At 63.0% G+C, this 26,834-nt stretch carries 24 protein-coding genes; 12 read left to right on the plus strand and 12 right to left on the minus strand.

Translation table 11 applies throughout. The features are described from left to right. Position 1: 1 nt before the first annotated feature. The 4 genes from PSH86_RS13675 to PSH86_RS13690 form a co-directional block, all read right to left on the minus strand. The gene (locus tag PSH86_RS13675; protein ID WP_305490249.1) at positions 2 to 1,300 is read right to left on the minus strand and encodes an MFS transporter; all 1,299 of its coding nucleotides are present in this window, start codon (positions 1,298 to 1,300) and stop codon (positions 2 to 4) included. Positions 1,301 to 1,390: 90 nt separating this feature from the next. After that, positions 1,391 to 2,365 carry a sugar kinase gene (locus PSH86_RS13680; protein ID WP_116832201.1) on the minus strand — a complete coding sequence of 325 codons (975 nt, stop codon included), beginning with the start codon at positions 2,363 to 2,365 and terminating at the stop codon, positions 1,391 to 1,393. Next, positions 2,358 to 3,140, minus strand: a complete 783-nt coding sequence (locus tag PSH86_RS13685) for a sugar phosphate isomerase/epimerase (RefSeq protein ID WP_305490250.1) — start codon at positions 3,138 to 3,140, stop codon at positions 2,358 to 2,360. Before PSH86_RS13685 ends, PSH86_RS13680 begins: the two co-directional genes overlap by 8 nt. A 147-nt stretch (positions 3,141 to 3,287) precedes the next feature. After that, on the minus strand, positions 3,288 to 4,313 hold the full coding sequence (locus PSH86_RS13690) for a LacI family DNA-binding transcriptional regulator (RefSeq protein ID WP_109756078.1): 1,026 nt from the start codon (positions 4,311 to 4,313) through the stop codon (positions 3,288 to 3,290). Between the two features lie 232 nt (positions 4,314 to 4,545). Here PSH86_RS13690 and PSH86_RS13695 point away from each other — a divergent pair, with 232 nt between their 5' ends. Further along, positions 4,546 to 6,699, plus strand: a complete 2,154-nt coding sequence (locus tag PSH86_RS13695; RefSeq protein WP_305490251.1) for a WG repeat-containing protein — start codon at positions 4,546 to 4,548, stop codon at positions 6,697 to 6,699. Between the two features lie 68 nt (positions 6,700 to 6,767). Here PSH86_RS13695 and PSH86_RS13700 read toward each other — a convergent pair whose 3' ends face one another. Then, positions 6,768 to 7,121, minus strand: coding sequence for a hypothetical protein (locus PSH86_RS13700; RefSeq protein ID WP_109756080.1), 354 nt, complete (start codon positions 7,119 to 7,121; stop codon positions 6,768 to 6,770). A 445-nt stretch (positions 7,122 to 7,566) separates the two neighbouring features. On the opposite strand from PSH86_RS13700, the gene PSH86_RS13705 reads away from it, so the two are divergent. After that, the gene (locus PSH86_RS13705) at positions 7,567 to 12,435 is read left to right on the plus strand and encodes an NAD-glutamate dehydrogenase (protein ID WP_109756081.1); all 4,869 of its coding nucleotides are present in this window, start codon (positions 7,567 to 7,569) and stop codon (positions 12,433 to 12,435) included. Positions 12,436 to 12,628: 193 nt separating this feature from the next. Here PSH86_RS13705 and PSH86_RS13710 read toward each other — a convergent pair whose 3' ends face one another. The 3 genes from PSH86_RS13710 to PSH86_RS13720 form a co-directional block, all read right to left on the minus strand. Further along, a complete protein-coding gene (locus tag PSH86_RS13710; RefSeq protein WP_305490252.1) occupies positions 12,629 to 13,033 on the minus strand; it encodes a cupin domain-containing protein in 405 nt (134 codons plus the stop codon). A gap of 298 nt (positions 13,034 to 13,331) precedes the next feature. Next, entirely contained in the window at positions 13,332 to 13,625 is a 294-nt protein-coding gene (locus tag PSH86_RS13715; RefSeq protein WP_092198295.1) for a putative quinol monooxygenase, read from the minus strand. Positions 13,626 to 13,745: 120 nt separating this feature from the next. Further along, positions 13,746 to 15,179 carry a PLP-dependent aminotransferase family protein gene (locus tag PSH86_RS13720; protein WP_116832207.1) on the minus strand — a complete coding sequence of 478 codons (1,434 nt, stop codon included), beginning with the start codon at positions 15,177 to 15,179 and terminating at the stop codon, positions 13,746 to 13,748. Between the two features lie 194 nt (positions 15,180 to 15,373). Between PSH86_RS13720 and PSH86_RS13725 the strand changes: the two genes are divergently transcribed. Beyond that, positions 15,374 to 15,814, plus strand: a complete 441-nt coding sequence (locus tag PSH86_RS13725) for a carboxymuconolactone decarboxylase family protein (RefSeq protein WP_109756084.1) — start codon at positions 15,374 to 15,376, stop codon at positions 15,812 to 15,814. A gap of 126 nt (positions 15,815 to 15,940) precedes the next feature. On the opposite strand, the gene PSH86_RS13730 is transcribed toward PSH86_RS13725, so the two are convergent. Further along, positions 15,941 to 16,291 carry a hypothetical protein gene (locus tag PSH86_RS13730; RefSeq protein WP_109756085.1) on the minus strand — a complete coding sequence of 117 codons (351 nt, stop codon included), beginning with the start codon at positions 16,289 to 16,291 and terminating at the stop codon, positions 15,941 to 15,943. 205 nt (positions 16,292 to 16,496) lie between these two features. On the opposite strand from PSH86_RS13730, the gene PSH86_RS13735 reads away from it, so the two are divergent. From PSH86_RS13735 to PSH86_RS13745, 3 genes are read left to right on the plus strand one after another with little or no spacing between them, the layout of a single operon-like run. Continuing rightward, entirely contained in the window at positions 16,497 to 17,129 is a 633-nt protein-coding gene (locus PSH86_RS13735; protein ID WP_305490358.1) for a secretin and TonB N-terminal domain-containing protein, read from the plus strand. Next, positions 17,126 to 17,671: a sigma-70 family RNA polymerase sigma factor gene (locus tag PSH86_RS13740; RefSeq protein WP_305490253.1), complete on the plus strand. Its 546-nt coding sequence runs from the start codon at positions 17,126 to 17,128 to the stop codon at positions 17,669 to 17,671. Before PSH86_RS13735 ends, PSH86_RS13740 begins: the two co-directional genes overlap by 4 nt. Positions 17,672 to 17,708: 37 nt before the next feature. After that, positions 17,709 to 18,650 carry a FecR domain-containing protein gene (locus PSH86_RS13745; RefSeq protein WP_305490359.1) on the plus strand — a complete coding sequence of 314 codons (942 nt, stop codon included), beginning with the start codon at positions 17,709 to 17,711 and terminating at the stop codon, positions 18,648 to 18,650. A gap of 336 nt (positions 18,651 to 18,986) precedes the next feature. Here the strand turns inward: PSH86_RS13745 and PSH86_RS13750 are convergent, their stop codons facing one another. Then, positions 18,987 to 19,598, minus strand: a complete 612-nt coding sequence (locus PSH86_RS13750; RefSeq protein WP_305490254.1) for a type II secretion system protein GspJ — start codon at positions 19,596 to 19,598, stop codon at positions 18,987 to 18,989. Beyond that, positions 19,595 to 20,047, minus strand: coding sequence for a type II secretion system minor pseudopilin GspH (gspH, locus tag PSH86_RS13755; RefSeq protein ID WP_305490255.1), 453 nt, complete (start codon positions 20,045 to 20,047; stop codon positions 19,595 to 19,597). The genes PSH86_RS13750 and gspH overlap by 4 nt, the downstream gene beginning before the upstream one ends. A 115-nt stretch (positions 20,048 to 20,162) precedes the next feature. Here gspH and PSH86_RS13760 point away from each other — a divergent pair, with 115 nt between their 5' ends. Then, positions 20,163 to 20,633 (plus strand): type II secretion system protein N, encoded by a 471-nt coding sequence (locus tag PSH86_RS13760; protein ID WP_116832209.1) that lies wholly within the window; start codon positions 20,163 to 20,165, stop codon positions 20,631 to 20,633. 92 nt (positions 20,634 to 20,725) lie between these two features. Here the strand turns inward: PSH86_RS13760 and gspI are convergent, their stop codons facing one another. After that, positions 20,726 to 21,103, minus strand: a complete 378-nt coding sequence (gene gspI, locus PSH86_RS13765) for a type II secretion system minor pseudopilin GspI (RefSeq protein ID WP_116832210.1) — start codon at positions 21,101 to 21,103, stop codon at positions 20,726 to 20,728. Positions 21,104 to 21,252: 149 nt separating this feature from the next. Here gspI and gspG point away from each other — a divergent pair, with 149 nt between their 5' ends. Genes gspG through gspD form a run of 5 tightly spaced genes read left to right on the plus strand, consistent with a single transcriptional unit; the run spans position 21,253 to position 26,800 of the window. Further along, positions 21,253 to 21,702 carry a type II secretion system major pseudopilin GspG gene (gspG, locus tag PSH86_RS13770; protein ID WP_116832211.1) on the plus strand — a complete coding sequence of 150 codons (450 nt, stop codon included), beginning with the start codon at positions 21,253 to 21,255 and terminating at the stop codon, positions 21,700 to 21,702. An 8-nt stretch (positions 21,703 to 21,710) separates the two neighbouring features. Then, positions 21,711 to 22,697 (plus strand): type II secretion system minor pseudopilin GspK, encoded by a 987-nt coding sequence (gspK, locus tag PSH86_RS13775; RefSeq protein WP_305490256.1) that lies wholly within the window; start codon positions 21,711 to 21,713, stop codon positions 22,695 to 22,697. Continuing rightward, positions 22,694 to 23,875: a type II secretion system protein GspL gene (gene gspL / locus PSH86_RS13780; protein ID WP_163853955.1), complete on the plus strand. Its 1,182-nt coding sequence runs from the start codon at positions 22,694 to 22,696 to the stop codon at positions 23,873 to 23,875. The genes gspK and gspL overlap by 4 nt, the downstream gene beginning before the upstream one ends. Continuing rightward, entirely contained in the window at positions 23,868 to 24,440 is a 573-nt protein-coding gene (gene gspM, locus PSH86_RS13785; RefSeq protein ID WP_163853953.1) for a type II secretion system protein GspM, read from the plus strand. The genes gspL and gspM overlap by 8 nt, the downstream gene beginning before the upstream one ends. Next, positions 24,437 to 26,800 (plus strand): type II secretion system secretin GspD, encoded by a 2,364-nt coding sequence (gene gspD, locus PSH86_RS13790; RefSeq protein ID WP_305490257.1) that lies wholly within the window; start codon positions 24,437 to 24,439, stop codon positions 26,798 to 26,800. Before gspM ends, gspD begins: the two co-directional genes overlap by 4 nt. Positions 26,801 to 26,834: the final 34 nt, after the last annotated feature.

Consider the following 26,834-nt stretch of genomic DNA (forward strand, 5'->3'; position numbering starts at 1 on the left):
TTCAGGAGTGGGCGGGGGCCGATTGCGGCGTCGCGGTTTTCGATTCGGTCCGGTCACTGGCGCCGGGCTTGAGAGCGAGGGTCAGCACCACCGACAGCAGCAACGCGCCGCTCATCAGCAGGAAGGACATGCCGGGGGAGCCGGTGGTGCCGTTGAGGTAGCCCACCAGGTACGAGCCACCGAACGAACCCAGCGCGCCCATGCTGTTGATCAACGCCATGGCGCCGCCAGCGACATTGGCCGGGAGGATCTCCGGAACGATGGCGAAGAACGGACCGTATGGCGCGTACATGCAAGCGCCGGCGAGCACCAGCAAGCCGTAGGACCACCAGAAATGCTCGGCCCCCAGCAGGTAGGAGGCGTAGAACGCGATGGAGGCGATCAGCAGCGGCGGCCAGACAAAACGCTTGCGCTTTTGCGCCTTGTCCGACGCCCAGGACACCACCAGCATGCCGATCACCGCCGCCAGGTAAGGCAAGGACGACAGCCATCCGGCCTCGACCATGTTCATCTGCAGGCCAGCCTTGAGGATCGACGGCAACCACAGCACAAACCCGTAGACCCCGATGCTCCAGCAGAAAAACTGCAAGGCGAGGATGATGACCTTGGGCGAGCGGAAGGCTTCGGCGTAGTTCTTCACGGCCTTGATGCCGACCTGTTCGGCCGCCAGGGCGCTTTCCAGGTCGTGTTTTTCCTGGTTGCTGAGCCACTTGGCCTGGGCCGGACGATCATCGGCCAGGCGCCACCAGACAAAGGCCCAGAGCACCGCCGGCAGACCTTCGATGATGAACATCCAGCGCCAGTCGAATTGCTGCACCAGATAACCCGACACCACCGACATCCACAGCATGGTCACCGGGTTGCCGAGGATCAGGAAGGTGTTGGCGCGCGAGCGTTCGGCCCGGGTGAACCAGTGGCACAGATACACCAGCATCGCCGGCATCACGGCAGCTTCGACCACGCCGAGCATGAAGCGGATCACGATCAGCCAGTAGGCGTTGGAGACCACGCCCGTCAGCGTCGCCAGCGATCCCCAGAGGATCAGGCTGACGAAGATCAGTTTCTTCACGCTGTGTTTCTGCGCGTAGATCGCCCCCGGTACCTGAAAGAAAAAGTAGCCGAGGAAAAACAGGGCCCCCAGCAGCGACGACAGCCCCGGGGTGATCATCAGGTCCTTGGCCATGCCCGAGGCAGCGGCAAATCCATAATTGGCCCGGTCCAGGTAGGCCAGGCTGTAAGTGATGAACACAATGGGCATGATGTACCACCAGCGGCGGGTGGCGAGGTTGGGCGTTTGCATATCTTTGACTCCTGAGCTTGTTGTTTTTGTTGCAGCAGGTGTATTTGTGGTGGCTTTATCGCGAGCAGGCTTGCTCCCACAGGGTTAACGTCAACCGCTGTGGGAGCGAGCCTGCTCGCGATGGGCGGTTTCAAATTCAGTCGATAACTCAATGCGAGTAGGCAATCCCTCCATATCCCCGCGGCTCTGCACCGCGCGGCTGCCAATCCAGTTGGCGCGCTGCACGGCTTGGGTGATGGCGCGGCCTTCGAGCAGCGCACTGATCAGGCCGACCGCGAAGCCATCGCCAGCGCCCACGGTGTCCACCACCTGGGCCACCGGCACGCCGGCGATAACGCCCTGGTCTAGCTGCGTGCGGAAATAGGCACCATCCGCGCCGAGCTTGATCACGACGATTTCGGCCCCTTGGCCAAGATAGAACGCGGCAATGTCGGCTGGGTCGTCGAAACCGGTCAGCAAGCGACCTTCGCCGAGCCCCGGCAAGACCCAGTGGGCGAGGGCGGCGAGGCGATTGATTTCACGAATCATCATCGACTCGCTGGCCCACAGGCTCGGCCGCAGGTTGGGATCGAAGGACAGGCTGCGGCCGGCTTCGCGCATCCGCATCATTAATTCAAAGGACATCTCACGGGCCGTGACCGACAACGCCGGAACGATGCCGGTGGCGTGCAAGTGGCGGGCTTCAAGCAGCGCGGGCGCGATGGCGTCGATCGATAGATGACTGGCCGCCGAACCACGACGGAAATACTCGACTTGCGGGTCGCTGCCATCGTCGCTACGGGATTTGAACTGGAACCCGGTGGGGTGGGCTGGATCGACCGTCACGTGGCGACAATCCAGGCCTTCGTTTTCCAGCGTCTGCACCACGAAGCGTCCCAGGGAGTCAGCACCGACCCGGCTCAGCCACGCCACTTTGAAGCCCAGTCGCGACAGACCGATGGCCACGTTGCTGTCGGCCCCGGCGATGCGCTTGTGGAACTGCTCGACACTGGCCAGGTCACCGCACTGGTCGGCCACCAGCATCGCCATGGTTTCGCCGAACGACAACACATCGAACTCAGGCATGGGCAGGCTCCCGGCGCGATTGCCCGAGGTGGGCAAGGGTGGCGACATGGCCAGCGGTCAATTGCAGCAAGTCATCGCCTTGCAGCGGGTATTCGGCGGCGCGCATTACACCGGCGGGCATGTGTTTGAGCAGTTGTTCCCACAGGTGCAGGTCGGTCATGGCTGGAGGCACCGCGACCAGTTTGCCGTCGGCGCGCCTGGCCACGGCCTTGCAATGCACATAAGCGACATACCGCCCGAGCTGTCGGGCGGCCACGGCAGCCGATTGGTCCTGCCATTGCCAGTTGCCGATGTCGAAGGTCATGCCGATGGGCAATGTCTGCTGCTCTACGGCGGTGAAGAAACGTTGCAACGGTTCGATCCGCCCACCTTGCAAGGTCTGGTCGTTTTCCACCAGCAACTGCACCGGGCTCGTGGCAAGTACGTGGGCCAGTGCCGACAGGTCATTGGAGTCGGTGAAGTGCCCGAGAGAGACTTTCAGCCACGCCGAGCCGAATGCTTCGCAGCGTTGCAGGGCAACGGCCAGGGCGGGGTTGGGCCTGGACTGGCCGGCGAGCCACAGCTCCAGCGGCGACGAGAAAATACTCTGCAGTCCCTGGGCACGGGCGCGAGCGGCCAGCTCGGCGGGTTGTTCGGTGGTGAGCAATTCTTCGCGCCATTCAATGCGCGAGGCCCCGGCGGCGGCCAGCAGGTCGATGAAGCTGCCTTGGCCGTGTTGCCGTACCATGTCGGCGCCGTAGCTGGAAAGGCTGATGGAGACGGGTGGGTTGTGCATTGTTTTTATACCTCTGAAACCGGTTTCAGTTTTGTCCAAAAAAAAGGTTGTGCCTGAGGGGGCTATCGCGAGCAGGCTCGCTCCCATAGGGGACTTCCAGTGGCGCAGATCCAGTGTGGGAGCGAGCCTGCTCGCGATAGGGGCTCATCACCGACCATTTCCCCGCGTCGACCCACGCTCGATCAGCCGCGCCGCAAAATCCAGGGTTCGCACCGGCCCGTTATCGCCGCGCAAACGCTTGAGCAAACACTCGAACGCGCTGGCGCCGATCTCGGCCGTCGGTTGGGCCAGGGCGGTGATGCCGCTGCCCACCAGTGGGTACCAATCCAGGTCATCGAGGGCGATCAGGCCTACGTCGTCGAACAAGTGGCAACCCAGGTCGCGCAATATCGTCGTGGCGGTCAGCGCGGCAATGCCATTGGCACAGAACAGTGCCTTGGGGCCTTGGCTCGGCTGGTCCAGGAAGGCCTTGATGCGTGCGGTCAATTGGTTGCAGGTTTCCACCACGGCGCCGGTCAGGGCAGGGCGTCGCTCGATACCGGCCTTGAAACTCTCGACCCGCTCGATTCGCGAACTGGTGCCATCGAACGGCTCGGTCACCAGCAAAAGATCACGGTAGCCCCGTTGTTCGAGGTGATCGAGGGCCATCTCGATGGCGGCCGGGTTGTCGAGGCCGACCAGATCGCTGTCGAGCCGATCGACCTTGCGATCCACCAGCACCAGAGGCATTTCGCTGCGCAGTTCAAACAGTTCGTCGCGGTGATGCCCCAGGGTGTTCACGATCAGCCCTTCGATGTTGTAGGCGCGCAGCAACGCCAGGTGCTGGCGTTCCTGCTCGTCATCGCGGTCGGTGTTGCACACCACCAGGCTGTAGCCATGGCGCCGGCAGGCGGTTTCCACGCCATGCATCACGGCAATCGAATAAGGGTTGCGGATATCGGCCACCAACATGCCGATCAGGCGTGTGCGCCCACGCTTGAGGCCGCGGGCCATCTGGTTGGGGCGGTAGCCCAGCTCGCTGATGGCCTGCTCGATACGCCGGGCAATAGCCTCGGAGAGCAGGGCGCGGTCCTCGCCGATGAAACGCGAGACACTGGCCTTGGAAACCCCGGCACGTTCGGCGACGTCAAGCATGGTTACGCGGCTGCGCTGGGCGGCGGAGAAAGAATTCACGGATTGAAACCTGCTTATTGGATTTATTAGTGGCTCTGAAACCGGTTTCAGGAAACATCAGAATGCGGTCGGTCGTCAAGGGCGACGTGTCAGAGGCACGACCGGCGGTGGTTCGCTTCAGTCGAACAGGGGCGACGATCCATCAGGGCTGGGCCATCCAGGCGATTTGCAGCGGGCCAGGCTGTGTGGTTAGCTGCCTGCCTTCCTCAGCGCCTTGACTGCCGAAATCACTATGAACTTTACCCAGCCTCGTTTGCGATTGCTGTCGATACTGAGTGTGACCTTGTTGGTGGTGGGCTGTGCGTCCTACTACCTGTTTCGCCACAGCGGGGCGCCGGCAGATGAAGGTTTCGCCGCCGAGCAACTGAACGAAGGGGGTATGGAAGACATCGGCACGCTGGCACCGCCCGAGGTGGAAAAACGCCTCAATTACTTGATTCAGGACACCGGTGAAACCCTCAGGTCCCTGGAACTGATCAGTGACGCCCAACTGAGTCTGACCCTGTCGACGACTGAGCCTGCTGACGAGCAGCCATTGCAATACGAGCCGCTGTTTGTCCCATTCACCAGTGCGCAACTGAAAGCTGAACTGGCGACGATCCAGGGCCTGCGTTTTGCCCAGAGGTTATTCGCCGACGGTTCCGAAGTGAGGCTCGACACCAGCAGCCTTGATCCGCTCTGGAAACGCGCCGCTACGCCGGATGAGCCGGCGGCCGAGCAGTACCTGCCGCAGCGCCTGCGGTTTCGCGATGGCAGCGAAAAAACCTTCGCCGATCTCAAGGCGCCGCCCAAGGTCGAGTCCGACGACGTGATCTCGTCCCATGACACTTTCCCGCTCTCGGTCAACAAACCCTTGGCGAGTCTCGGCCTGACGGTCGCTTACCGCAGCTATCCGGCGTTCAAGAAAGTGGTGCTGGACAAGGATCACCCGAAAGTGACCCTGGACGACGGTCAGTCCTTCCAGCTCACTGCCCTGGGTGATGACAGCGCGTCCGTGCGGTTGAGTACACCGAAATTGTCGACCTTCGTGGTTCAGGGGCTGGATGATGCGGGCAGGGCGCTCTACAGCCACGGTAACAACTCCCGGGCGTTTCCCTCCGATGGCGATATCGCGGCGTTGCAGGGTTATTACAACGCGCTGCTCCAGACCAAGGACGATCTCGAGCAGCTCAAGACCGGCCAGGCGGTACAACAGCAACTGGAGCGCCTGACCGAGGCGCTGGCCGCTCAGGTGGGGCCGTTGAAAAACACCGAGGTCGACTATCAATTCGAGGCCACCCCGCAACGTATCGTCATCCATGTGCTCGATCCGATGGAAGACAACTCCGTGGAGTTCACCCAGGTCGACAACGTCCTTGCAGCACAAACGCGTTACATCGCCCTGGACCGGAACGCCGAGCGCTACGGCTTCATCGACCAGGCCGGCCAGTGGTTGATCAAGCCCCGTTGGGTGCAGGTGCAAGATAGCCAGATGGCCGATACCTACACGTTGTTTTCCCCGGAGAAGTCCAGCGACCCGAATTCGGAGTGGCAGGCGTTGCGCAGCCAGCTCGCCTATTTTCCTGCCGGCAGCAACAAGCTCGTGGACCTGCCGTTCGAATACATCACCGAGGCGTTGAGCAATGGCCTGCTGTTGGTGGAGCGGGAAACCAACGGACCTTATGGGCTCTACGATGCCAAGGGGCATCGTTTCGTATTGCCGATGAAATTCGTCAACCCCACCGTGACTGGCAACGTATTCATCGCCCGTCTCGGCAAACGAACCGATGTCATGGAAGGCCTCTACGGCGCCTATACCCTGGACGGCAAGGAAATCCTGCCGGCGCAGTTCTCAGGCATCGAGCACAGCGAGGGTTTGCTCTACGCCAGCTCTGCCGACCGGAGTCGTCAGGACGTTTTCGACCTGGACGGTAAACGGATCAACCTGCAGGGTGACAACGTGATAGGCCGGTTTGTCGGGCAACAACCGCTGTTGGTGCAGGACGCTAAAAGCAGGAAATTCGCTTTTATCGACCGCCAGGGTGAGCGGCTACCCATCAAGTTGCCGTATGACGAGGTGACGCCGTTTTCCAATGGCATGGCGGTGGTGGGACGCGAGGGTAGCTACGGTGCCATCGACCTGGCGGGCAGATTGCAGGTCCCGCTGGATTACGACCAGATCAGCGCGTTCCAGACCCGTTACGCCGCGGCCATCCCGGCCGGTGGTGGTTCCGGGCTGGTCTTGATCAGCCAGGACAACAAGGTGACCAAGGAACTGGGATCCTACACCAGCATGAAGGTGCCGGATAACGGCAATGAGGCCCGTTACTACGTGAGGGATCCGAGTAACAGTGACGAGTATCTGGTCTATGACGCCGATGGCAATCTCGTGCAGAAAGACGAATAAGAGCTGGCGCACTGATCCTGTGGCTAGGGGATAAATCCCCTCGCCACAGGGAGCGGTCGCCTTGGGAGTCAGAGCTGGCTTACATAGGTCCCCGTTCCCTTGAGGATGTTCTGCAACGTCAGTTCCACCTCCGCCAAATCCGCCACATCGGTGTTGTGAGTGATCTCCAGCACGTCATCCCCATTCAGCGCATCGGCGTCCGCCGCGGCGATTTCGATCTTCAGCAGGGTCGGGCTCAGCGTCACCTTCACGCCGTCAAGTGTCGAAGGCTCGCCGTCAAGGGCGATTTCCAGTTCGTCTTCATCGGGGTAGCGCGTCATCAGGAACATTTCGCCCTGGGCGCTATGGCAGCAGAGCATGGCCATGTTGTCCTCTTCGTCGTCGCATGGGTTGGCGATCAGAAGGGTGGTGGTCATTTGCATGGTGATGGCTCCTGGCTCGATGAGCCCTGCGGGTACGAAAAAGGGGATTTTGCCAGCCTGGAAGAATTTCTGCTGGGTTACCTGGATCCCGGACGATTTCACGCTGCCAGGTGCCGTTTGTCCCTCGGGCTGCTAGGGTTGTTCGAGGCGTACCGCTAGCCGATGACCGAATATGTCGCAGCGCTGCAAGCAGGCAGGTTGTCGCACTCGTTAAGCTGCGCAACGGATGTGCACCTGCAAAGGCCACCCCAGGGTGTGTTTTGCAGGTGTCCATGACATGAAATTACATGGAAAAGGATGTGACCTGCAGGTCCCGTCCAGCTTCACCCACCTGTCATCCTGTTTCCTCTGCCCGAGAATCAGGAACGGGATGGCCGACAGCCCCGCAGGGGTGGGGTTGCACGCGACGCTTCAATCAATAACAAGCCCAAGCGGAGTACCACAGATGGCGTTCTTCACCGCAGCCAGCAAAGCCGACTTCCAGCACCAACTGCAAGCGGCACTGGCGCAGCACATCAGTGAACAGGCACTGCCACAAGTGGCGCTGTTCGCTGAACAATTCTTCGGCATCATTTCCCTCGATGAACTTACCCAGCGCCGGTTGTCCGACCTTGCCGGCTGCACCCTGTCTGCCTGGCGCCTGCTTGAGCGCTTCGATCACACGCAACCGCAGGTGCGCGTCTACAACCCCGATTACGAACGCCATGGCTGGCAGTCGACCCACACGGCCGTGGAAGTGCTGCACCACGACTTGCCGTTCCTGGTGGACTCGGTCCGCACCGAGTTGAACCGTCGCGGCTACAGCATCCACACCCTGCAAACCACCGTGCTGAGCGTGCGTCGCGGCAGCAAGGGCGAGTTGCTGGAAATCCTGCCAAAAGGCACCCAGGGCGACGGCATCCTGCAAGAGTCGTTGATGTACCTGGAGATCGACCGTTGCGCCAACGCCGCCGAACTCAACGTCCTGAGCAAGGAACTTGAGCAAGTGCTGGGCGAAGTGCGCGTGGCCGTGGCTGACTTCGAACCGATGAAAGCCAAGGTCCAGGAAATCCTCGACAGCCTGGACAGCAGCGCCTACGCCATCGACGCTGAGGAAAAGAGCGAGATCAAGAGCTTCCTGGAATGGCTGGTGGGTAACCACTTCACTTTCCTGGGCTATGAAGAGTTCGTGGTTCGCGACGAGGCCGACGGCGGCCACATCGAGTACAACCCCGATTCGTTCCTGGGCCTGACCAAATTGCTGCGCGCCGGCCTGACTGCCGAAGACCTGCGCATCGAAGACTACGCCGTCAATTACCTGCGCGAACCGACGCTGCTGTCGTTCGCCAAGGCCGCGCACCCGAGCCGCGTGCACCGTCCGGCCTACCCGGACTACGTGTCGATCCGTGAGATCGACGCCGACGGCAAGGTCATCAAGGAATGTCGCTTCATGGGCCTGTACACCTCTTCGGTGTATGGCGAGAGCGTGCGGGTCATCCCGTACATCCGCCGCAAGGTCGCGGAAATCGAGCGTCGTTCGGGCTTCCAGGCCAAGGCGCACCTGGGCAAGGAACTCGCCCAGGTGGTCGAAGTGCTGCCCCGTGACGACCTGTTCCAGACCCCGGTGGACGAGCTGTTCAGCACCGTCATGTCCATCGTGCAGATCCAGGAACGCAACAAGATCCGCGTGTTCCTGCGCAAAGACCCGTATGGCCGTTTCTGCTACTGCCTGGCCTACGTGCCACGTGACATCTATTCCACCGAAGTGCGCCAGAAGATCCAGCAAGTGCTGATGGATCGCCTGAAGGCCTCGGACTGCGAGTTCTGGACCTTCTTCTCCGAGTCCGTGCTGGCCCGCGTGCAGTTGATCCTGCGGGTGGACCCGAAGAACCGCATCGACATCGACCCGTTGCTGCTGGAAAAAGAAGTCGTGCAGGCTTGCCGCAGCTGGAAGGACGACTACGCCAGCCTCGTCGTCGAGAGCTTCGGCGAAGCCCAGGGCACCAACGTGCTGTCGGATTTCCCGAAAGGCTTCCCGGCCGGCTACCGTGAGCGTTTTGCCGCGCACTCGGCCGTGGTCGACATGCAGCACCTGCTGAGCCTGAGCGAAAAAAATCCGCTGGTGATGAGCTTCTACCAGCCGCTGGGCCAGGTATCCGGCCAGCGCGAGCTGCACTGCAAGCTGTATCACGCCGACACGCCACTGGCGTTGTCCGACGTGCTGCCGATCCTGGAAAACCTCGGCCTGCGCGTGCTGGGCGAGTTCCCGTACCGCCTGCGCCACACCAATGGTCGCGAGTTCTGGATTCATGATTTCGCGTTCACCGCCGCCGAAGGCCTGGACCTGGACATCCAGCAACTCAACGACACCTTGCAGGACGCCTTCGTCCACATCGTGCGTGGCGATGCCGAGAACGATGCGTTCAACCGCCTGGTGCTGACCGCCGGCCTGCCATGGCGCGACGTGGCGTTGCTGCGTGCCTACGCCCGTTACCTGAAGCAGATCCGCCTGGGCTTCGACCTGGGTTACATCGCCAGTACCCTGAACAACCACACCGACATCGCTCGCGAATTGACCCGGTTGTTCAAGACCCGCTTCTACCTGGCGCGCAAACTCAGCGGCGACGACCTGGAAGACAAGCAACTGCGCCTGGAACAAGCGATCCTCTCGGCCCTGGACGACGTCCAGGTGCTCAACGAAGACCGCATCCTGCGTCGCTACCTGGACCTGATCAAGGCCACCCTGCGGACCAACTTCTACCAGACCGATGCCAACGGCCAGAACAAGTCCTACTTCAGCTTCAAGTTCAACCCGCACCTGATCCCGGAACTGCCCAAGCCGGTGCCCAAGTTCGAGATCTTCGTCTATTCGCCACGGGTCGAAGGCGTGCACCTGCGCTTTGGCAACGTTGCCCGCGGTGGCCTGCGCTGGTCCGACCGTGAAGAGGACTACCGCACCGAGGTGCTGGGCCTGGTAAAAGCCCAGCAAGTGAAGAACTCGGTGATCGTGCCGGTGGGCGCCAAGGGTGGTTTCCTGCCACGTCGCCTGCCGCTGGGCGGCAGCCGGGACGAGATCGCGGCCGAGGGCATCGCCTGCTACCGCATCTTCATCTCGGGCCTGTTGGATATCACCGACAACCTCAAGGACGGCGCGCTGGTACCACCGGCCAACGTCGTGCGGCATGACGACGATGACCCGTACCTGGTGGTGGCGGCGGACAAGGGCACTGCGACCTTCTCCGACATCGCCAACGGCATCGCCATCGACTACGGCTTCTGGCTGGGCGATGCGTTCGCCTCCGGCGGTTCGGCCGGCTACGACCACAAGAAAATGGGCATCACCGCCAAGGGCGCGTGGGTGGGCGTGCAACGTCACTTCCGCGAGCGTGGCATCAATGTCCAGGAAGACAGCATCACCGTGGTGGGCGTTGGCGACATGGCCGGCGACGTGTTCGGCAACGGCTTGTTGATGTCCGACAAGCTGCAACTGGTCGCGGCCTTCAACCACCTGCACATCTTCATCGACCCGAACCCGGAGCCGGCCAGCAGCTTCGCCGAGCGTAAGCGTCTGTTCGACCTGCCGCGTTCGGCCTGGACGGACTACGACACCAGCATCATGTCCGAAGGCGGCGGTATCTTTTCGCGCAGCGCGAAAAGCATCGCCATCTCACCACAGATGAAGGAACGCTTCGACATCCAGGCTGACAAGCTGACCCCGACCGAGCTGCTCAACGCCTTGCTCAAGGCGCCGGTGGACCTGTTGTGGAACGGCGGTATCGGTACCTACGTCAAGGCCAGCACTGAAAGCCACGCCGATGTCGGCGACAAGGCCAACGATGCACTGCGGGTGAACGGCAACGAACTGCGCTGCAAGGTCGTGGGCGAGGGCGGCAACCTGGGCATGACCCAACTGGGTCGCGTCGAATTCGGCCTCAATGGCGGCGGTTCCAACACCGACTTCATCGACAACGCGGGCGGCGTGGACTGCTCCGACCACGAAGTGAACATCAAGATCCTGCTCAACGAAGTGGTGCAGGCCGGCGACATGACCGACAAGCAACGCAACCAGTTGCTGGCGAGCATGACCGACGAAGTCGGTGGCCTGGTGTTGGGCAACAACTACAAGCAGACCCAGGCCCTGTCCCTGGCGGCGCGCCGTGCCTTCGTGCGGATCGCCGAATACAAGCGCCTGATGAACGACCTGGAAGCCCGGGGCAAGCTGGACCGCGCCATCGAGTTCCTGCCGACGGAAGAGCAACTGGCTGAACGTGTCGCGGCGGGCCATGGCCTGACCCGTGCCGAACTGTCGGTGCTGATCTCCTACAGCAAGATCGACCTCAAGGAAGCGCTGCTCAACTCCCTGGTGCCGGACGACGATTACCTGACCCGTGACATGGAGACCGCGTTCCCGCCGACGCTGGTGAGCAAGTTCTCCGAAGCCATGCGTCGCCACCGCCTGAAGCGCGAGATCGTCAGTACCCAGATCGCCAACGACCTGGTCAACCACATGGGCATCACCTTCGTTCAGCGGCTCAAGGAGTCTACGGGCATGAGCCCGGCGAACGTGGCGGGCGCTTATGTGATCGTGCGCGACATCTTCCATCTCCCGCACTGGTTCCGCCAGATCGAAGCCCTGGACCACCAGGTTTCCGCTGATGTGCAACTGGAGCTGATGGATGAGCTGATGCGCCTGGGGCGTCGCGCCACGCGCTGGTTCCTGCGCAGCCGCCGCAACGAGCAGAATGCTGCCCGTGACGTCGCGCACTTCGGTCCGCACCTGGCGGCGTTGGGCCTCAAGCTCGACGAATTGCTGGAAGGCCCGACCCGCGAAGGCTGGCAGACCCGCTACCAGGCCTACGTCGCCGCCGGCGTGCCAGAGTTGCTGGCGCGCATGGTTGCCGGCACCACGCACCTGTACACCTTGCTGCCGATCATCGAGGCGTCCGACGTGACCGGGCAGAACGCCGCCGATGTGGCCAAGGCCTACTTCGCCGTGGGCAGCGCCCTGGACATTACCTGGTACCTGCAACAGATCAGCGCCTTGCCGGTGGAAAACAACTGGCAGGCACTGGCCCGCGAAGCGTTCCGCGATGACGTCGACTGGCAGCAACGGGCGATCACCATCTCGGTCCTGCAAGAGGGGGATGGCGCCCAGGACGTGGAAACCCGCCTGGCGCTGTGGCTCGAGCAGCATCACGACATGGTCGAGCGTTGGCGTGCCATGCTGGTGGACATCCGTGCCGCCAGCGCCACTGACTACGCCATGTACGCGGTCGCCAACCGCGAACTGCTGGACGTTGCTATGAGTGGTCAGGCGGTTTTGACGGCCAACTGATCCGGCGTTGAACGAAAAAGCCCCGCATTGAGAGATGCGGGGTTTTTTTATTGGTGCGGTTGCTCCTTAGGTAAAAATACTCTGTGGGAGCAAAGCTTGCTCGCGATAGCGTTGGATCAACAGTATTGATGTAACTGACCGACCGCTATCGCGAGCAAGCTTTGCTCCCACAGAGGCGCAGCGGTGTGGCTGGTTAGTTTTTCAGCGGAATCAACACCGCCTCATCCTCACCCATCACCATGAATACCAGCAATTTCGCCGGCTCGGTCGCGCTGGCATTCTTCGAAACCAGGTGCTCGGACCCCGCCGCTTCGTACCAGAACTCCCCGGCCTTGTAGGTCGTCGCCGACTCGCCCTTGACCTGGGAGGTGATAGCGCCTTCGAGCACATAGGCCATGGCCGTGCCTTCATGTTTGTGGGCGATGGACGCCTGGCCGGGAGCATAGTCGACGGTCAGCATCATGGCTTTTTTACCGGGAACGTTTTTCAGCATCTGCTCCTGCAACACCTGGACCTTCTCCGAAGGCGCCGCTTCGTGGGCGTAGGTCTGGGTCATGGGCAGCAGGCTGAGGGCGGCGATCAGACAAAGTGTTTTCATGAAGGTACGACCTGTGTGGTTTCGAGTGATTTCGCGCTGTCGCGGCGATGGATTCACCCTAAGCCCAGAGGTGGGGCGAGCAAACGTCCAATCTTTCGGAAGGTGGGTAGACCAATTGGCTGGGCTACAAATGGATGTGAGCAGGCGAGCTTTTTGTGGCGAGGGGATTTATCCCCGTTCGAGTGCGCAGCACTCGCCAGATCCGTCGCCGATAGGAAGATTTTGGGGCTGCTGCGCAGCCCAGCGGGGATAAATCCCCTCGCCACAACTTGGCTAGGCAGGAATGAAGTTGTGAGTCTCAGACAACCGGAAAACTATTGAAATCCACGCTTCGGGCCAGGCGATTGTCGATCAGGCTGATGAAGCCTTGCACTTCCGGGCAGTTGAAATGGGCCTGCATGGCCGCTTCCGATTGCCAGCGGGCGCTGACGTTCCAGCGGTCGCCATCGTCCGGGCAACGGTCGACCATGTACGCATCGCACCCCGGCTGTGCACGCAGGGTTTCGACGATTTGCTGCAACTGCCGGCCCAGTTCTTCCGAGCGACCGGCGGCGGCTTGCACCTGTACGGTATTGATCACTTGGCGAGACATTGTTCAGGCTCCTGAATCAAGTCGGAGGGGTTTGCTCAACACCAATCACACCCGTGCAGGATAGGCCCGGTGGCGCACGGCTCAAACAGCCAATGGGCGGATAAATGCCCAGTCCAATCCTCAGGCCACCTGCTGCAGAATGTCGCGCAAGCGGTCCAGGGCGATGTCGATGTCCAGGGTTTCGATAGCGCCGAAGCCGAAGAACAGGCCCGGTCGCACGGGCGCTTCATTGAAAAAACCAGCGAGGCTGTAGAGCCCGACTTCGGCTTTTTTCGCCAGCTCGATCACCAGCGCCAGGTCCATCGGGACCTTGCACAACACCGCCATGTGAAAGCCCGCCGTGGTGGGCACGGCGTCGAACCAGGGCGACAAGTCCCCGGCCATGCGTGCCAGGATTCGCTCGCGGCGGCCAGCGTACAGGGTGTGGCAGCGGCGAATGTGCTTGAGCAGGCACCCCTCGGCGATGAACTTCGCCAGTGCCCACTGGGGCAGGGTGGAGGTGTGCTGGTCGGTGAGGCGCTTGGCCAGGATCACCGCTTCAAGGATCGCTGGCGGCAGGATCGCATAGCCGAGCCGCAGTTCCGGCAACAAGGTCTTGGAGAAAGTGCCGACGTACGCGACGATCCCGCGTTCATCCATGCTCTGCAACGAATCGGCGGGTCGGCCTTCGTAGCGGAACTCGCTGTCGTAGTCGTCTTCGATGATGATCGCCCCCAGCTCATAGGCCCGCGCCAGCAAAGCCTCGCGGCGGGCCTGGCTCATGGGCATGCCCAAGGGAAACTGGTGGGAGGGTGTTACATAAATCAGTCGCGTGCCATCGGGGATCAGGTCCACGCGCAGGCCTTGCTCGTCCACCGGCACCCCGACCACCGTGGCGCCCTGGGAGCCGAACAGCAACCGTGCCGGCGGATAGCCCGGATCTTCCATGGCTACCAGGCTGCCGGGACGGGTCAACACCCGCGAGATCAGGTCCAGGGCCTGTTGCGCGCCGTTGCACACCACCACGTCGTCGTCCTGGCAATTGACCCCGCGAGAAAATGCGATGTGCCGGGCAATGGCATTGCGCAGCGACGGCAGGCCTTCGGGCTGGCTATAGAAGCCTTTGGCACTGGCAATCTGGCGCAGCGCGTGGGCGGTGCAGCGCCGCCAGTCGTCCAGCGGAAACTGACCCTTGCCGGTGGCGCCACCGATGAAATCGTAGCGCAATGCACCTTCGAGGGTGGGATGGCGCATCAGGTCCGGCATGGTGCGCCAGGCTTCGACAACGTCGGCACCGGCCAGCTCGCGGTGGCTCTGTTTGCGCACGATCCTGGCCGGTCGCGCATTGACGTAAGTGCCTTTGCCGATGATGCCGGTGAGGAAGTTTTCGTAGGTCAGTTGGGCGTAGGTGTCGGAGACGGTCTTGCGCGAGACACCCAGTTGCTCGGCGAGCAAGCGGCTGGGTGGCAGTTGTGTGCCGGCCGCCAGGCGACCGCTCTCGATGGCGCTGCGCAATTGTTGATACAACTGGCCCGAGAGGTCCTTGCGGCCGTTGATGACAACATGAAGTTCCATACCCGCGAGCTCCTGGGCGATTGTTGGCGGCCAGCGTCAAAGGCGCAAGGTTACCCGCATTGTGCGACTGCGTAGAAGTTGCGTGGGGAAAATCCCGCCCATTGGACTTGTCCCCGGGTTTTTCGGCGAATTGGACCTGTCATTGATCGGTCCCGGGGCCTACCGTGAAGGTCTCGAATGCCACGGAGCCCGCCATGAGCCCGCGTCTGGATTACTACACTGCGTCCCCTGGGGCGATGAGAGCCATGATCGGCCTGGAAGCCCTGACCAGTCGCCTGAGTATCGAACCGGGGCTGTTGCACCTGATCAAGATCCGCGCTTCGCAACTCAATGGCTGCGCCTTCTGCACCGACATGCACTCGGTGGAGGCGCGCCGCCAGGGCGAGACCGAGCGGCGGCTCTACGCGGTGGCGGTATGGCGTGACAGTGGCTTTTTCACGGCCCGTGAACGCGCTGCCCTGGCCTGGACCGAGGCGGTGACGCTGTTGGCTGAAAGCCAGGTGCCCGATGACGTCTATGCCCAGGCCCGGGCCTGTTTCAGCGAGGAGGAACTGGTGGACCTGACCCTGGCGATCAGCACCATCAACAGCTGGAATCGACTGGCGGTGAGTTTTCGCCAGAGTCCGGGTGGTTGATCCGCGAGAGCCAACTGTGGGAGCAAGGCTTGCCCGCGATGAACGATGATGAGGTGAATCTGGCGGACCGTGTCGCCTGGATCGCGAGCAAGCTTTGCTCCCACAGAGCAGGTCTGTCGTTTGCCTCTATTTATTTCCATTGGGCAACGGCGAGTTGTTAGCCGGAACCGGCGGCCGCTGGGGTTTGACCGAGGTACCAAAGGTATTGCCCATGCGCACCCCCGTGGCCGCCGGGGTGGCCAGGCCGATGCTGTTCGGCGCGCGTTCATTGACCGGCACGTTCATGGCCTCCTGGGCCTGTTGCGCCGCCTTCGCGGCCTGGGGGTCGTTGCCCATCTGTCGGCTCAGGCAGTTGTAGTCGGGGGTCTTGTAGCCACCGACGGTCACTTCGATACACGCCGGGGCCTCTTCACCCTGGGCCCAGGGCAGGGCCATGAGCAGGCCGAGGCCTGCCGTCATCGTCATCCACTGCTTCATCACCGACCTCCTGGCCCGCCGCAGCGGACGGTTCGTTGTCTGGGCATCAGTCTAGTGTGGCCTTGAGGATTTGTATCAGTTGTCATACGACATTCATAAACACCCCTCAGGATGACGGTTTTCAACGGATACGTCAGTCGTGCAGCAGGGCAGAGCCGGGGGCGGACGCGGGCGTGGATTGATCAGGGCGCCCTTGCGTTGGCTGATGGTGTTGTTGTGTCTGTTGGCCGCGCCGATCCAGGCAGTCGGCCTGGTGGACCTGGACATCGCGCCCCAGGAACTGACCACGGCGCTGGAGCAGTTCAGCCGTGCGACGGGCATGGCGGTGCTGGTGGACCACCAGTTGTCGAGCCAGCGTCATACGCTGGGCGTCCAGGGGCAGTTCACACCCTCGGAAGGGTTGCGGGTGTTGCTCAGCGGCACTGGGCTGGCGGCGCACTATGCCCGGGCGGATGCGTTCACGTTGCAGCCGGTGCGGGTCCGTGAGGTGCCGCTGCCTCCCGGTGTTACTCCGGGCTTGAGTGACAGCAACTACGCGGCAGCCATCCAGGCGGTCATCCAGCGCAACTTGTGTCGTTCACCGTTGACCCGCCCGGGCAGTTTTCGGGCGGTGCTGCAAGTGTGGATCGGCCGGGACGGTGTGGTCCAGCACAGCCGCCTGGTCAGTTCCACGGGCGATCTGGTGCGGGACAAGGCCCTGGTCAACAGTTTGCAAAACCTCAGGATCGACCGCCCGGCGCCCAGTTCGTTGCGCCAGCCGGTGACCCTGCTTTTGTTACCCGACTCATCAGGAAGAAGCATGGAATGCACAGCAGGGGAAGGGGTGTCCGGGCGATGAAAGACTCCGGTCGCAGCCCGTTGGTGAAGTTGTTTCTCACCTCTTATGAGGATTTCAAGGTGCGCCTGCGCAAGCGTCTGGGCTCCGAAGAGCTGGCCAACGATGTGCTGCATGAAACCTATCTGCGGGTCGATCGCATGGTCGATACGCAGGAGATCGCCCAGCCCAACGCCTATTTGTATCGCATGGCCCTGAACATCGCCGCCGACCGTCGACAGGCCGATGCGCGCCTGCTCACGGGCGATGAAATCGAGGAGCTGCTGCAGGTCTCTGATGAAGCGCTGGACCCGGCCCGGGTGGTGGGTGGGCAGAAGGAGTTGCAGACCCTGCTCAAGGCCTTGTACGAACTGCCGGCGCGCCGTCGCAGGATCTTTATCGCCGCACGCCTGGAAGAGGCGCCGCACCTGGAAATCTCCCAGCGCTTTGGTATCTCCACCCGCATGGTGGAGAAAGAAATCAAGGCTGCGCTGGGGCACTGCGCCCTGCGCCTGGAAAGAAAAGTCATTCAGCGGTTCGGTCCCGGCGCGGGAAAACCGTCTTGAGAGTAGAGACCCGACCCTTTCGTGAGTGTGTGTGCGCTTGAACATCTTCAACATCGCTTCCCCTGACGCCACGCCCCAGGCCCGATTGGCCAGCGAGGCCCGAGACTGGCTGATCCTGCTGACCTCGGGACGCGCTACAGTGGCCGATGCCCGGGCCTTGCGCCTGTGGTGCGGGCAAAGCCCCGAACACGCGCAGGCTTTCGAACAGGCCAAGGCGCTGTGGCATGGGCTGCAACCCGCCGCAGCGGCATTGCAGGCGCCCCAGCATTTCGGGCGGCGGGCGTTGCTGGGCGGCGCAATCGCGGCGTCGGCCGGTTTCCTGTTGATCCGCGCCACGGTGCCCGGCGGTGTTTCCGGGCTGGGGGCCGATTACATCACTGAGGTGGGTGAGCAGCGCCGGGTAGAGTTGGCCGAGGGCGTCAGCCTGGAACTCAACACCCAGACCCGCCTCAGCCGTCGCCCGCTGGCCGATGGCGGACAAGGGTTGCAATTGTTCAGTGGTGAGATTGAAGTGCAGGGACGCAGTGCGCAGGTGGTCAGCGTCCAGGCCGGCACCGGTTGGATCAGCGCCGCCCGGGCACGCTTCAACATTCGCTACACCGACCAGAGTGTTTGCGCCACCTGCCTGGAGGGCGTGGTGCAGGTTGAAGTGCAAGGCCAGCGGTTTCGCCTGGAGCCGGGCATGCAACTGACTTACGACCCTGGCCGGGTGGGCGCTCCCAAGCGTGCCGATGTGTCGGCGGCCGTCGCCTGGCGCGAACAGGTGCTGGTGTTCAACGACGCGACCCTGGCCAGCGTCATCGATGAAATCAATCGCTATCGGCCCGGTATGTTGCTGCTGCTCAATCGCGAACTGGGCCAGCGCAAGGTCCAGGCGCGGTTTCGCCTCGACCAGCTGGCGGGCGTGGCGCTGTTGATCCGCGATGCCTACGGCGCCAAATGCACGGAATTGCCAGGTGGGGTGGTGGTGCTGAGCTGAGGCCGGCGGCGCCTGGGCGGGCCTCATCGCGAGCAGGCTCGCTCCCACAGAGGGCCTGTGTTGTGCCGAAATATTGAGGTCATCCAATAACCCTGTGGGAGCGAGCCTGCTCGCGATGGGGCCGGCACATTCGACATCACCTCTAGCAGACCCACCGCTATCGCGAGCAGGCTCGCTCCCACAGAGGGCCTGTGTTGTGCTCAAATCTTCAGTTCACTCCATAACCCTGTGGGAGCGAGCCTGCTCGCGATGGGGCCGGCACATCCGAGATCACCTCTAACAGACCCACCGCTATCGCGAGCAGGCTCGCTCCCAAAAGGGACTGTGTTGTTTGGCTTATTCCAGCGGCCCTAGCACCTGTCGATACTTCTCGACGCCTTGAGGTGTCTGGCGGGTCAGGCTGACCTCGATGCCCATCGGGTTTTCCTGACGGTTGCCGCTGAGCTTGCGCCAACCTTTTTCCGTGTCCCAGAACCGTAGCCCGGCGTCGCTGACGTCACTGAGCACGGCCACGCCCGGGCCGGGTGCTGGCAGTGGGTAGCGATCGCGGGCCTGGCCCTGGGCGCGGTAAAGCGTGTCGCCTTTGAGCCACCAGCGCACTCGCTGCAACTCGCCTTCCCGGGCCGCCGCCACGCGGATCACATCCAGGCGAAACCCCCGGCCTTCAGTGCTGCGTACGGTGAGGGCGGGCGGGGCGGTCGAGGGCTGGTCGTCGACGTCGGGTTTTACCGGTTCACTCAGTTCGATGCTGGCGCGCAGGGCGACGTCGCGTTCCAGTTGGTTCAGCACTCGCAGCAAGGCCTCGGTCTGTTCGGTACTGGCCTGCAAGTGGCTGTCGGCACGGGTCACGCTGTCCAGCCCGCGCCAGGCGATCAGGCTGACCACCGCCATCAGCAGGATCGCTACCATCACTTCCAGCAAGGTGAAACCCGTCTGCCGCGTGCTCATTGGAGTTGCACCCGCCCGGCGGCACTGCGTTGCACAGTGAGACTGTTCAGGCCGTCTGAGAGGCGGATCTGCAAGGGTTCGCCGATCCATTCGGCATTCAGCACGACCCGCTGCCTGGGTTCCACGCGAACCTCCATCGATGGGCTCTGCCAGCGCCGTGGATGCAGTTGCGGGTCGTCCTTGAAGTGATCCACCCCGGCGCCTTGATCGGCGCGACGACTGAAGCCAAAACCCTTGGCGTCCCAGCGCCAGGTAATCGGCCGCCCGTCGGTGCGCGCTTCGGTCTGGGCCAGTTGCAACAGCTGCACCAGCCGTTCGCCATCCTGACGCAGCAACTTCAACGGATCCGGCTTGATGCTCAGGCTCACAGCGGCGCTGGCGATGCCGATGATCACCAGCACCACCATCAGTTCGATCAGGGTGAAACCGCGTTGCTTGCCGAGGTTCATGGGCGCTCCTTTGCGTGAGAGTCATCCTGCACGGTGAAGATGATAGGGATGTGAAATAAAACGGAGAGAATTGGCGCGTACGCTGCAGGCTGGAATCAAAAAGGAGATTCAGGCCATGGCGTTCATCGAGCGTGTGTCCCCGGCGCAAATCGTTCAGGCGGTGGGCCTGTTGGCGGCGTTGGCCGGGGTGGCGACCTGGTCTTCGCTGCTGCTGACATCGGCCGAGTCGCGCACGCCGGATGTCGCCCCGCAACGCCTGGCCGAGCGTTCCGATAACCCGGCGCTGCAATGGTTCTCCAACCAGCCGGCACCGGTGGATATCAAGGTCAGCGGCGTGATGGCCGGCACTCGCGCACCCGTGGCGATCCTCAGCCTCAACGACGGACCGCCGCGCAGTTTCCTGGTCGGTGAACGCGTGGCCCAAGGGGTACGGTTGGTGGCGATCGAGGCACAGGCGGTGGTCATCGAGCGGGGTAACGAGCAGACCCGGCTGGTCCTCGCCCGGTTGCCGGACTCAGTGAACTTGCCTTCCCTGTGGGAGCAAGGTTTGCCCGCGATGAAGACGACGCAGTCTCCGAAGAAATGAGGCGCCTGTATCGCGGGCAAGCCTTGCTCCCACACAAGCCTTGCTCCCACAGATAAACCTCTCGCCACAGAGGATGTGTTAGCCCACACCGCTCAAGGTTTCTCTCGGCTGACCAACGTCTCCAATCGCGCCAACGGTGGTGCTTCGCGACTGCGGTCCGACACGGTCAGCTCAACCCGCAACATCCGACCATTTTCCGCCGGGCGCAGGTTCTGTTCGCAACGCAGCAACAGTCGCCCCTGGTCACACTCGAACACTTTCGAACCCTGGGCAAACCGTCCTTCCAAGCGCAACTGTGCCAGTTGGCTGCGGGCGGCCAACAAGGCGATGGATTTGTCGCGCAGCAGGCCGTTGCTCTGGGTCATCACTGCGGCCACGCGCACAGCGGCCGACATGGCCACGGCGATGATCGCCAGGGCCACCAGCACTTCGATCAGGGTGAAGCCGGCTTGTAGCGCAGGGCGTGGCATGGCGCGGGCTCGATGGGCGAAGGCAGCCCTCAAGGCTAGTCCACGTTCATGACCGATTGACGACGCAAGCTCCTGAGCAATTTCAATATCACTGACATATTTTCTTGCAACACTGCGCCTCGAATCGAATCCAGCGAAGGACCGTCGAGATGCAGATCGCCCGTTACAACGCCCGTTCCCAAGGCCCTCGCGGGCAACTGGGGTTCACCTTGATCGAAATCATGGTCGTGGTGGTGATTCTCGGCATTCTGGCGGCGATGGTGGTGCCCAAGGTCCTCGATCGTCCCGACCAGGCCCGGGCAACGGCGGCGAAACAGGACATTGGCGGCCTGATGCAAGCCTTGAAGCTGTATCGCCTGGACCACGGCAGTTACCCGAGCATGAACCAGGGCCTCAAGGTGCTGGTGGAAAAGCCGGCCGATGCGAAAAACAGCACCTGGCGCTCTTATCTGGAGCGCTTGCCCAACGACCCATGGGGCCGTCCTTATAACTACCTCAACCCCGGCGCCAACGGCGAAGTCGACATCTTTTCCCTGGGGGCCGACGGCCAGCCTGACGGCGACGGCGTGAATGCCGACATTGGCTCCTGGCAGTTGTAAGGGCCGTGATGCGAACGGATTCGCCCCTCGCGGCGAAGCAGCGCGGCATGGCGGTCATCAGTGCCTTGCTGATTGCCGCTGTGGTAGCGGTCATCGCTGGCGGCATGCTGACCCGCCAGACCCTGTTCACCCGCAGCCTGGAGGCCGAGCAGTTGCGCGTCCAGGGTACAGCGCGGTTGCAGGGCGGCCTGCAACTGAGTCGCCAGTTGCTCTGGGACGCCCGTCAGCGCGATCCACTGACGCGCTTCGGCCAACCCTGGGCGAAACCTATCGTGATGCCGGAATCAGGCCAGATCGACACGCCGTTCGAAGGCCAGCTGGAAGATGAGCAAGGCAAGTTCAACCTGCGCAACCTCGTCGCCAATGAACAGGTGGATGAGGAACAAGTGCGCGCCTTCGAACGCTTGTGCGAGCAGCTTGGGGTTGCTGCGACGGTCCGCAGGCGCATCGTCGAAAGGGTCGTCGAGGCTTATCCGCGCCTGTTGAATCCGCAGCGGGTGGAACAAGCGCCAAAGGGCAATACCTTCGACAGCGGCCGGGACACCTCGCCCCAGGCCGCCAACAGGGCGCTGGCGCCGACGCGCCCGATGCTGCGCACCTTGCAAGACCTGCGCAGCGTCAAGGGCGTCACGGCGCGGTTGCTGGAAACACTGGCGCCTTACGTGACGATCCTGCCGACCAACACTTGGCTCAATGGCAACACCGCCAGTGCTCCGGTGCTGGCCGCCTACGTGCCGGGGTTGTCGCTGCAACGGGCCGAGGCGCTGGTCCGGGAGCGCGACGGCGGTCACTGGTTTATCAATCGGGGCGATTTCGTCAATCGCCTGCGCATGCCGGAACTGGACACTGCCAGCGTCAAGGTCGGCATCACCAGCGACTGGTTCCGCCTGCGCGGCCAGGCGCGTAGCGGTCAGCGGCGGGTTGAACTGGAAGCCCTGCTGCAACGCACCCAGGACCGCTTGCCCCAAGTGATCTGGTCAAGGGTGGGCGTATGACGCGCTTGCGCATCGCCCTGGCGCCGCTGGGCAGCCTGGATCTCGACAGCGAGATGGCATTCGCCTGGCTGGATCGTCAGGGCCAGGTCCGCGAACAGGGCCGCGGCAGCCTGCGAGCATTGGGCCAAGGCGCCAAGAATATTTCGGTGGAATGCTTCCTTCATCCCCGCGACAGTTTGCTGACCCGCCTGGAGTTGCCACTGTTGCCAGCGGCCAAGATCACCGCAGCGGTGACGTGCGCGGCCCAGGCCCTGATGCTCGGTGCCAGCGAGCAGATGCAAGTGGCGCATAGTCCGCGTGGGACCGACGGGCAGGTACAAATCGCCTGGCTGGACCGTGAGTCGCTCGCCCACCTGGGCCGGCTTGTGCACCAGGCCGGCATGAAGCTGCGCGGCCTCTATCCGGCGGCCTACGCCTTGCCGGTGCTGTCGGGGCCGGTGGCCTGTATCGAGGACGGCCACCTGCTGGTGCGCCATGATCTTCAGTACGCTGTGGTGCAACCGTTGCAGGAAGAGGCGCTGGATGAATGGCTGCTGGAAATTGGGGCCGGGTTGCATTGGGTTGCAGAGGCGCCGCCGCAACCGTCGATCAGTACCTTGGCCGACACCCAGCGCTGGACTGGTCCGGCGCCGGGCTGGGGCTTGCATGCCGGTCTTTCACGCAATGCAGTCGAGCGCGGCGGTTGGGGCCGGGCGGCGGCAATCTGCGCGACAGCGCTGGCGGTCTGGGTGGTCGGGCTGAACCTCTACGCCGCCCGCGAAGCGGCCCAGGGCCAACGGCTCAAGGTGCAGATGAGCCAACGGGTGAAGCAGGCGTTTCCCGAGCTGCCGGTGATCCTCAACCCGTTGCAACAGGCGCGCCAGCAAATCGCTGCGCGCCAGAGCGGTGCGGCGAGCGACCCGGCCCAACGCTTCTCCAGCCTGGTGCAACAGGCGGGCAGCGCCATGCCTTTCATGAGCGGCAATGTCCAGGCACTGGTGTTCGAGAACGGTGAATTGCGCCTGAATGTCGTGGCCGAGGCGCAGAAAACCACCGCCGAAGAGGATTGGAAAATTCCCCTGGCCCAGGCTGGCATCGACGTCGTTGCCATCGACCAGGGCTGGACCCTGCGAGCGGCAACGGTCGGCCAGGGCAGTCAGGACGCCCCCGACGAGAATCCGGACGCCGATGATGAATAAGCACTCCCTGGCGCTGGCGTGGGGGCGCTGGCAAACCGTTCGCACGCGATTGCGCACGTTCTGGCAGGGACTTGCCGTGCGCGAACAAGCCGCCGTGGCCCTGGCTGCGTTGGTGTTGGGCGGTTGCCTGGTCTGGCTCGCCCTGATCCAGCCGCCGCTCAAGACCATCGCCTATTGGCAAGCCGAAACCCCGAAGCTGCGTTCACAGGCCGAAGCCCTCGAAGTGCTGTTGCGTGACGTCGCTGGGCCTGCACCAGGCCAGCCCCTCGAAGCCGCCTTGCGCCAGAGCCTGGACGCCAGTGGCTTGAGCCAGCACTACCAACTGCAAACGCTCGGCACCGAGCTCCCCAATGCCTGGCAGCTCACGTTCGACAAGGCCCCCGCCGAGGCTGTGATCAGCTGGCTGTTGGGCAACCCGCGGCAATTCTCCCTGGAAGTGATCGAGGCCCGCTTGCAGCGTACCCCGACCGATTCCGACCACCTCGCTAACCCCGACAACACCGCCGGCACACTGTCCGGAACCGTTCGCATGGATCAGGCGCAAGGCGCTAAGGAAGCTTCATGAAAGGGGCCAGATACCCACGTCATTGGCGCAAGGCTGCACCGTTGTTATTGCTGGCGCTGAGTGCGTGCAACAGCACGCCGCCCGCGTCGCAACCACCGTTGCTGGTGGACAGTGAACTGGGCATTCCGCTGGGCAGTACCCAACGCAGTGGCGATGCACTGCTGGATCGCCAGCGGGCCCAGGACCTGCGTGAACGCAAGCCAGCGGTGCGGCATCAGGTCGATCTCACCGCCCGTGCCCGAGAGCCACGCAGCAGTGCGCCGGTACGCACGCCCCTGGGTGACCAACCGGTGACGCTGAATTTCGTCGAGGCGGATATCCAGGCAGTGGTGCGGGCCTTGTCCCGCTCCACCGGCCAACAGTTCCTGGTAGACCCGCGGGTCAAGGGCAACCTGACGCTGGTTTCCGAAGGCCAGGTCCCGGCTCACCAGGCCTACGACATGCTGTTAGCGGCGTTGCGCATGCAAGGCTTCAGCGTGGTGGATGTCGGCGGCGTCGCCCAGGTGGTGCCGGAGGCCGACGCCAAGCTGCTGGGCGGGCCGATCTACAGCGCCGACAAACCGGCCGGCAACGGCATGCTGACCCGCACCTTCCGCCTGCAATACGAAAACGCGGTGAACCTGATCCCGGTGCTGCGCCCGATCGTGTCGCCGAACAACCCGATCAATGCCTACCCGGGCAACAACACCATTGTCGTCACCGACTACGCCGAGAACCTGTCACGGGTGGCGCAGCTCATCGAAGGCATCGACACCCCGAGTGCCATCGACACCGACGTGGTACCGGTCCACAACGGCATCGCCGTCGACATCGCGCAAATGGTCTCTGACCTGCTGGAGACCCAAGGCGGTGACCAGACCCAGAAGATCAACGTGATCGGCGACCCGCGCTCCAATTCCATCATCATTCGCGCGGGGAGCCCCGAGCGTACGGAACTGGCGCGCAACCTGATCTACAAGCTCGATAACGCCCAGAACAACCCGAGCAACCTGCATGTGGTGTACCTGCGCAACGCCCAGGCCGGCAAACTGGCCCAGGCCCTGCGCGGCTTGCTCACCGGGGAAAGCGAAGGCGAGGGCAACGACAACTCGCGCTCGGTGCTCAGTGGCATGGGTGGCAACACCAACGGCCAGAGCGGGCAGGGCAGCAGTGGCGATGGCACCAGCAGCACCACCAGCGGCAGTGCGTCGGCCAGCGGTAACGGTTACGCCCAGGGCAGCAACGGTTCCACCACCACTTCGACGAATAACGAACAGGGCACCGCCTTCAGCGCTGGCGGCGTGACCATCCAGGCCGACGCCACCACCAACACCTTGCTGATCTCGGCGCCGGATCCGCTGTACCGCAACCTGCGGGAAGTCATCGACCTGCTGGACCAGCGCCGCGCCCAGGTGGTGATCGAGAGCCTGATCGTCGAGGTTGGCGAGGACGACGCCAGCGAATTCGGCGTGCAATGGCAGACCGGCAACCTCGGTGGCAGCGGGGTGATCGGCGGGGTCAACCTTGGTGGTACCGGGCTCAACCTCAACGGCAAGACCAGCATCGACGTGCTGCCCCAGGGCCTGAACCTTGGTGTGGTGAATGGCACGGTGGACATTCCCGGCATCGGCAAGATCCTCGACCTCAAGGTCCTGGCCCGGGCGCTGAAGAGCAAGGGCGGCACCAACGTGCTGTCGACTCCAAACCTGCTGACCCTGGACAACGAAGCGGCGAGCATTTTTGTCGGCCAGACCATTCCCTTCGTCAGTGGCAGCTACGTCACCGGTGGCGGTGGTACCAGCAACAACCCGTTCCAGACCGTGACCCGCGAGGAGGTGGGCTTGAAGCTCAATGTCCGGCCGCAGATTTCCGAGGGCGGTACGGTCAAGCTCGATATCTATCAGGAAGTCAGTAGCGTCGACAACCGCGCCTCGAGCACCACGGGGATTGTCACCAACAAGCGTGCCATCGACACCAGCATCCTGTTGGACGACGGGCAGATCATGGTCCTGGGCGGGTTGCTGCAGGATGGCTACAGCCAGAGCAACGACGCGGTGCCGTGGCTGTCGACCATCCCCGGTATCGGTGCGCTGTTTCGCAATGAGCGGCGACAGATCACCAAGACCAACCTGATGGTGTTCCTGCGGCCCTACATCATCCGCGACACGGCGGCGGGCCGTGGCATCACCCTCAACCGCTACGACTTCATGCGCCGCGCCCAGGGCCTGCTGCAACCGGATCGCAGCTGGGCGTTGCCGGACATGCAGGCGCCGCAACTGCCAGCCTCGGCCCGGGCGATCCCGGGGGCGGCGCCCGTGAGCCTGCAAACGCCCAGGGCGGTGATCAAGGCGGTGCCGGCAACGGAGCCGGTTGGACAATGAGTACCGTGCCGAGGGAGCTTGCTCCCGCTGGGCT

The organism is Pseudomonas sp. FP2300 (genome assembly GCF_030687595.1).
GTDB lineage: Bacteria > Pseudomonadota > Gammaproteobacteria > Pseudomonadales > Pseudomonadaceae > Aquipseudomonas > Aquipseudomonas bijieensis.

Bases quoted from the DNA above. Each gene is read 5' to 3' on its own strand.
- PSH86_RS13720 (WP_116832207.1), bottom strand. From the start codon at position 15,179: ATGGAACTTCATGTTGTCATCAACGGCCGCAAGGACCTCTCGGGCCAG.
- PSH86_RS13750 (WP_305490254.1), bottom strand. From the start codon at position 19,598: ATGAGCACGCGGCAGACGGGTTTCACCTTGCTGGAAGTGATGGTAGCG.
- gspK (WP_305490256.1), top strand. From the start codon at position 21,711: ATGCGAACGGATTCGCCCCTCGCGGCGAAGCAGCGCGGCATGGCGGTC.
- PSH86_RS13680 (WP_116832201.1), bottom strand. From the start codon at position 2,365: ATGCCTGAGTTCGATGTGTTGTCGTTCGGCGAAACCATGGCGATGCTG.
- gspM (WP_163853953.1), top strand. From the start codon at position 23,868: ATGAATAAGCACTCCCTGGCGCTGGCGTGGGGGCGCTGGCAAACCGTT.
- PSH86_RS13735 (WP_305490358.1), top strand. From the start codon at position 16,497: ATGGTGTTGTTGTGTCTGTTGGCCGCGCCGATCCAGGCAGTCGGCCTG.
- PSH86_RS13675 (WP_305490249.1), bottom strand. From the start codon at position 1,300: ATGCAAACGCCCAACCTCGCCACCCGCCGCTGGTGGTACATCATGCCC.
- gspG (WP_116832211.1), top strand. From the start codon at position 21,253: ATGCAGATCGCCCGTTACAACGCCCGTTCCCAAGGCCCTCGCGGGCAA.
- PSH86_RS13760 (WP_116832209.1), top strand. From the start codon at position 20,163: ATGGCGTTCATCGAGCGTGTGTCCCCGGCGCAAATCGTTCAGGCGGTG.
- PSH86_RS13730 (WP_109756085.1), bottom strand. From the start codon at position 16,291: ATGAAGCAGTGGATGACGATGACGGCAGGCCTCGGCCTGCTCATGGCC.
- PSH86_RS13715 (WP_092198295.1), bottom strand. From the start codon at position 13,625: ATGTCTCGCCAAGTGATCAATACCGTACAGGTGCAAGCCGCCGCCGGT.
- gspI (WP_116832210.1), bottom strand. From the start codon at position 21,103: ATGCCACGCCCTGCGCTACAAGCCGGCTTCACCCTGATCGAAGTGCTG.
- PSH86_RS13725 (WP_109756084.1), top strand. From the start codon at position 15,374: ATGAGCCCGCGTCTGGATTACTACACTGCGTCCCCTGGGGCGATGAGA.
- PSH86_RS13710 (WP_305490252.1), bottom strand. From the start codon at position 13,033: ATGAAAACACTTTGTCTGATCGCCGCCCTCAGCCTGCTGCCCATGACC.
- gspD (WP_305490257.1), top strand. From the start codon at position 24,437: ATGAAAGGGGCCAGATACCCACGTCATTGGCGCAAGGCTGCACCGTTG.
- PSH86_RS13685 (WP_305490250.1), bottom strand. From the start codon at position 3,140: ATGCACAACCCACCCGTCTCCATCAGCCTTTCCAGCTACGGCGCCGAC.
- PSH86_RS13700 (WP_109756080.1), bottom strand. From the start codon at position 7,121: ATGCAAATGACCACCACCCTTCTGATCGCCAACCCATGCGACGACGAA.
- PSH86_RS13705 (WP_109756081.1), top strand. From the start codon at position 7,567: ATGGCGTTCTTCACCGCAGCCAGCAAAGCCGACTTCCAGCACCAACTG.
- gspL (WP_163853955.1), top strand. From the start codon at position 22,694: ATGACGCGCTTGCGCATCGCCCTGGCGCCGCTGGGCAGCCTGGATCTC.
- PSH86_RS13740 (WP_305490253.1), top strand. From the start codon at position 17,126: ATGAAAGACTCCGGTCGCAGCCCGTTGGTGAAGTTGTTTCTCACCTCT.
- PSH86_RS13695 (WP_305490251.1), top strand. From the start codon at position 4,546: ATGAACTTTACCCAGCCTCGTTTGCGATTGCTGTCGATACTGAGTGTG.
- gspH (WP_305490255.1), bottom strand. From the start codon at position 20,047: ATGAACCTCGGCAAGCAACGCGGTTTCACCCTGATCGAACTGATGGTG.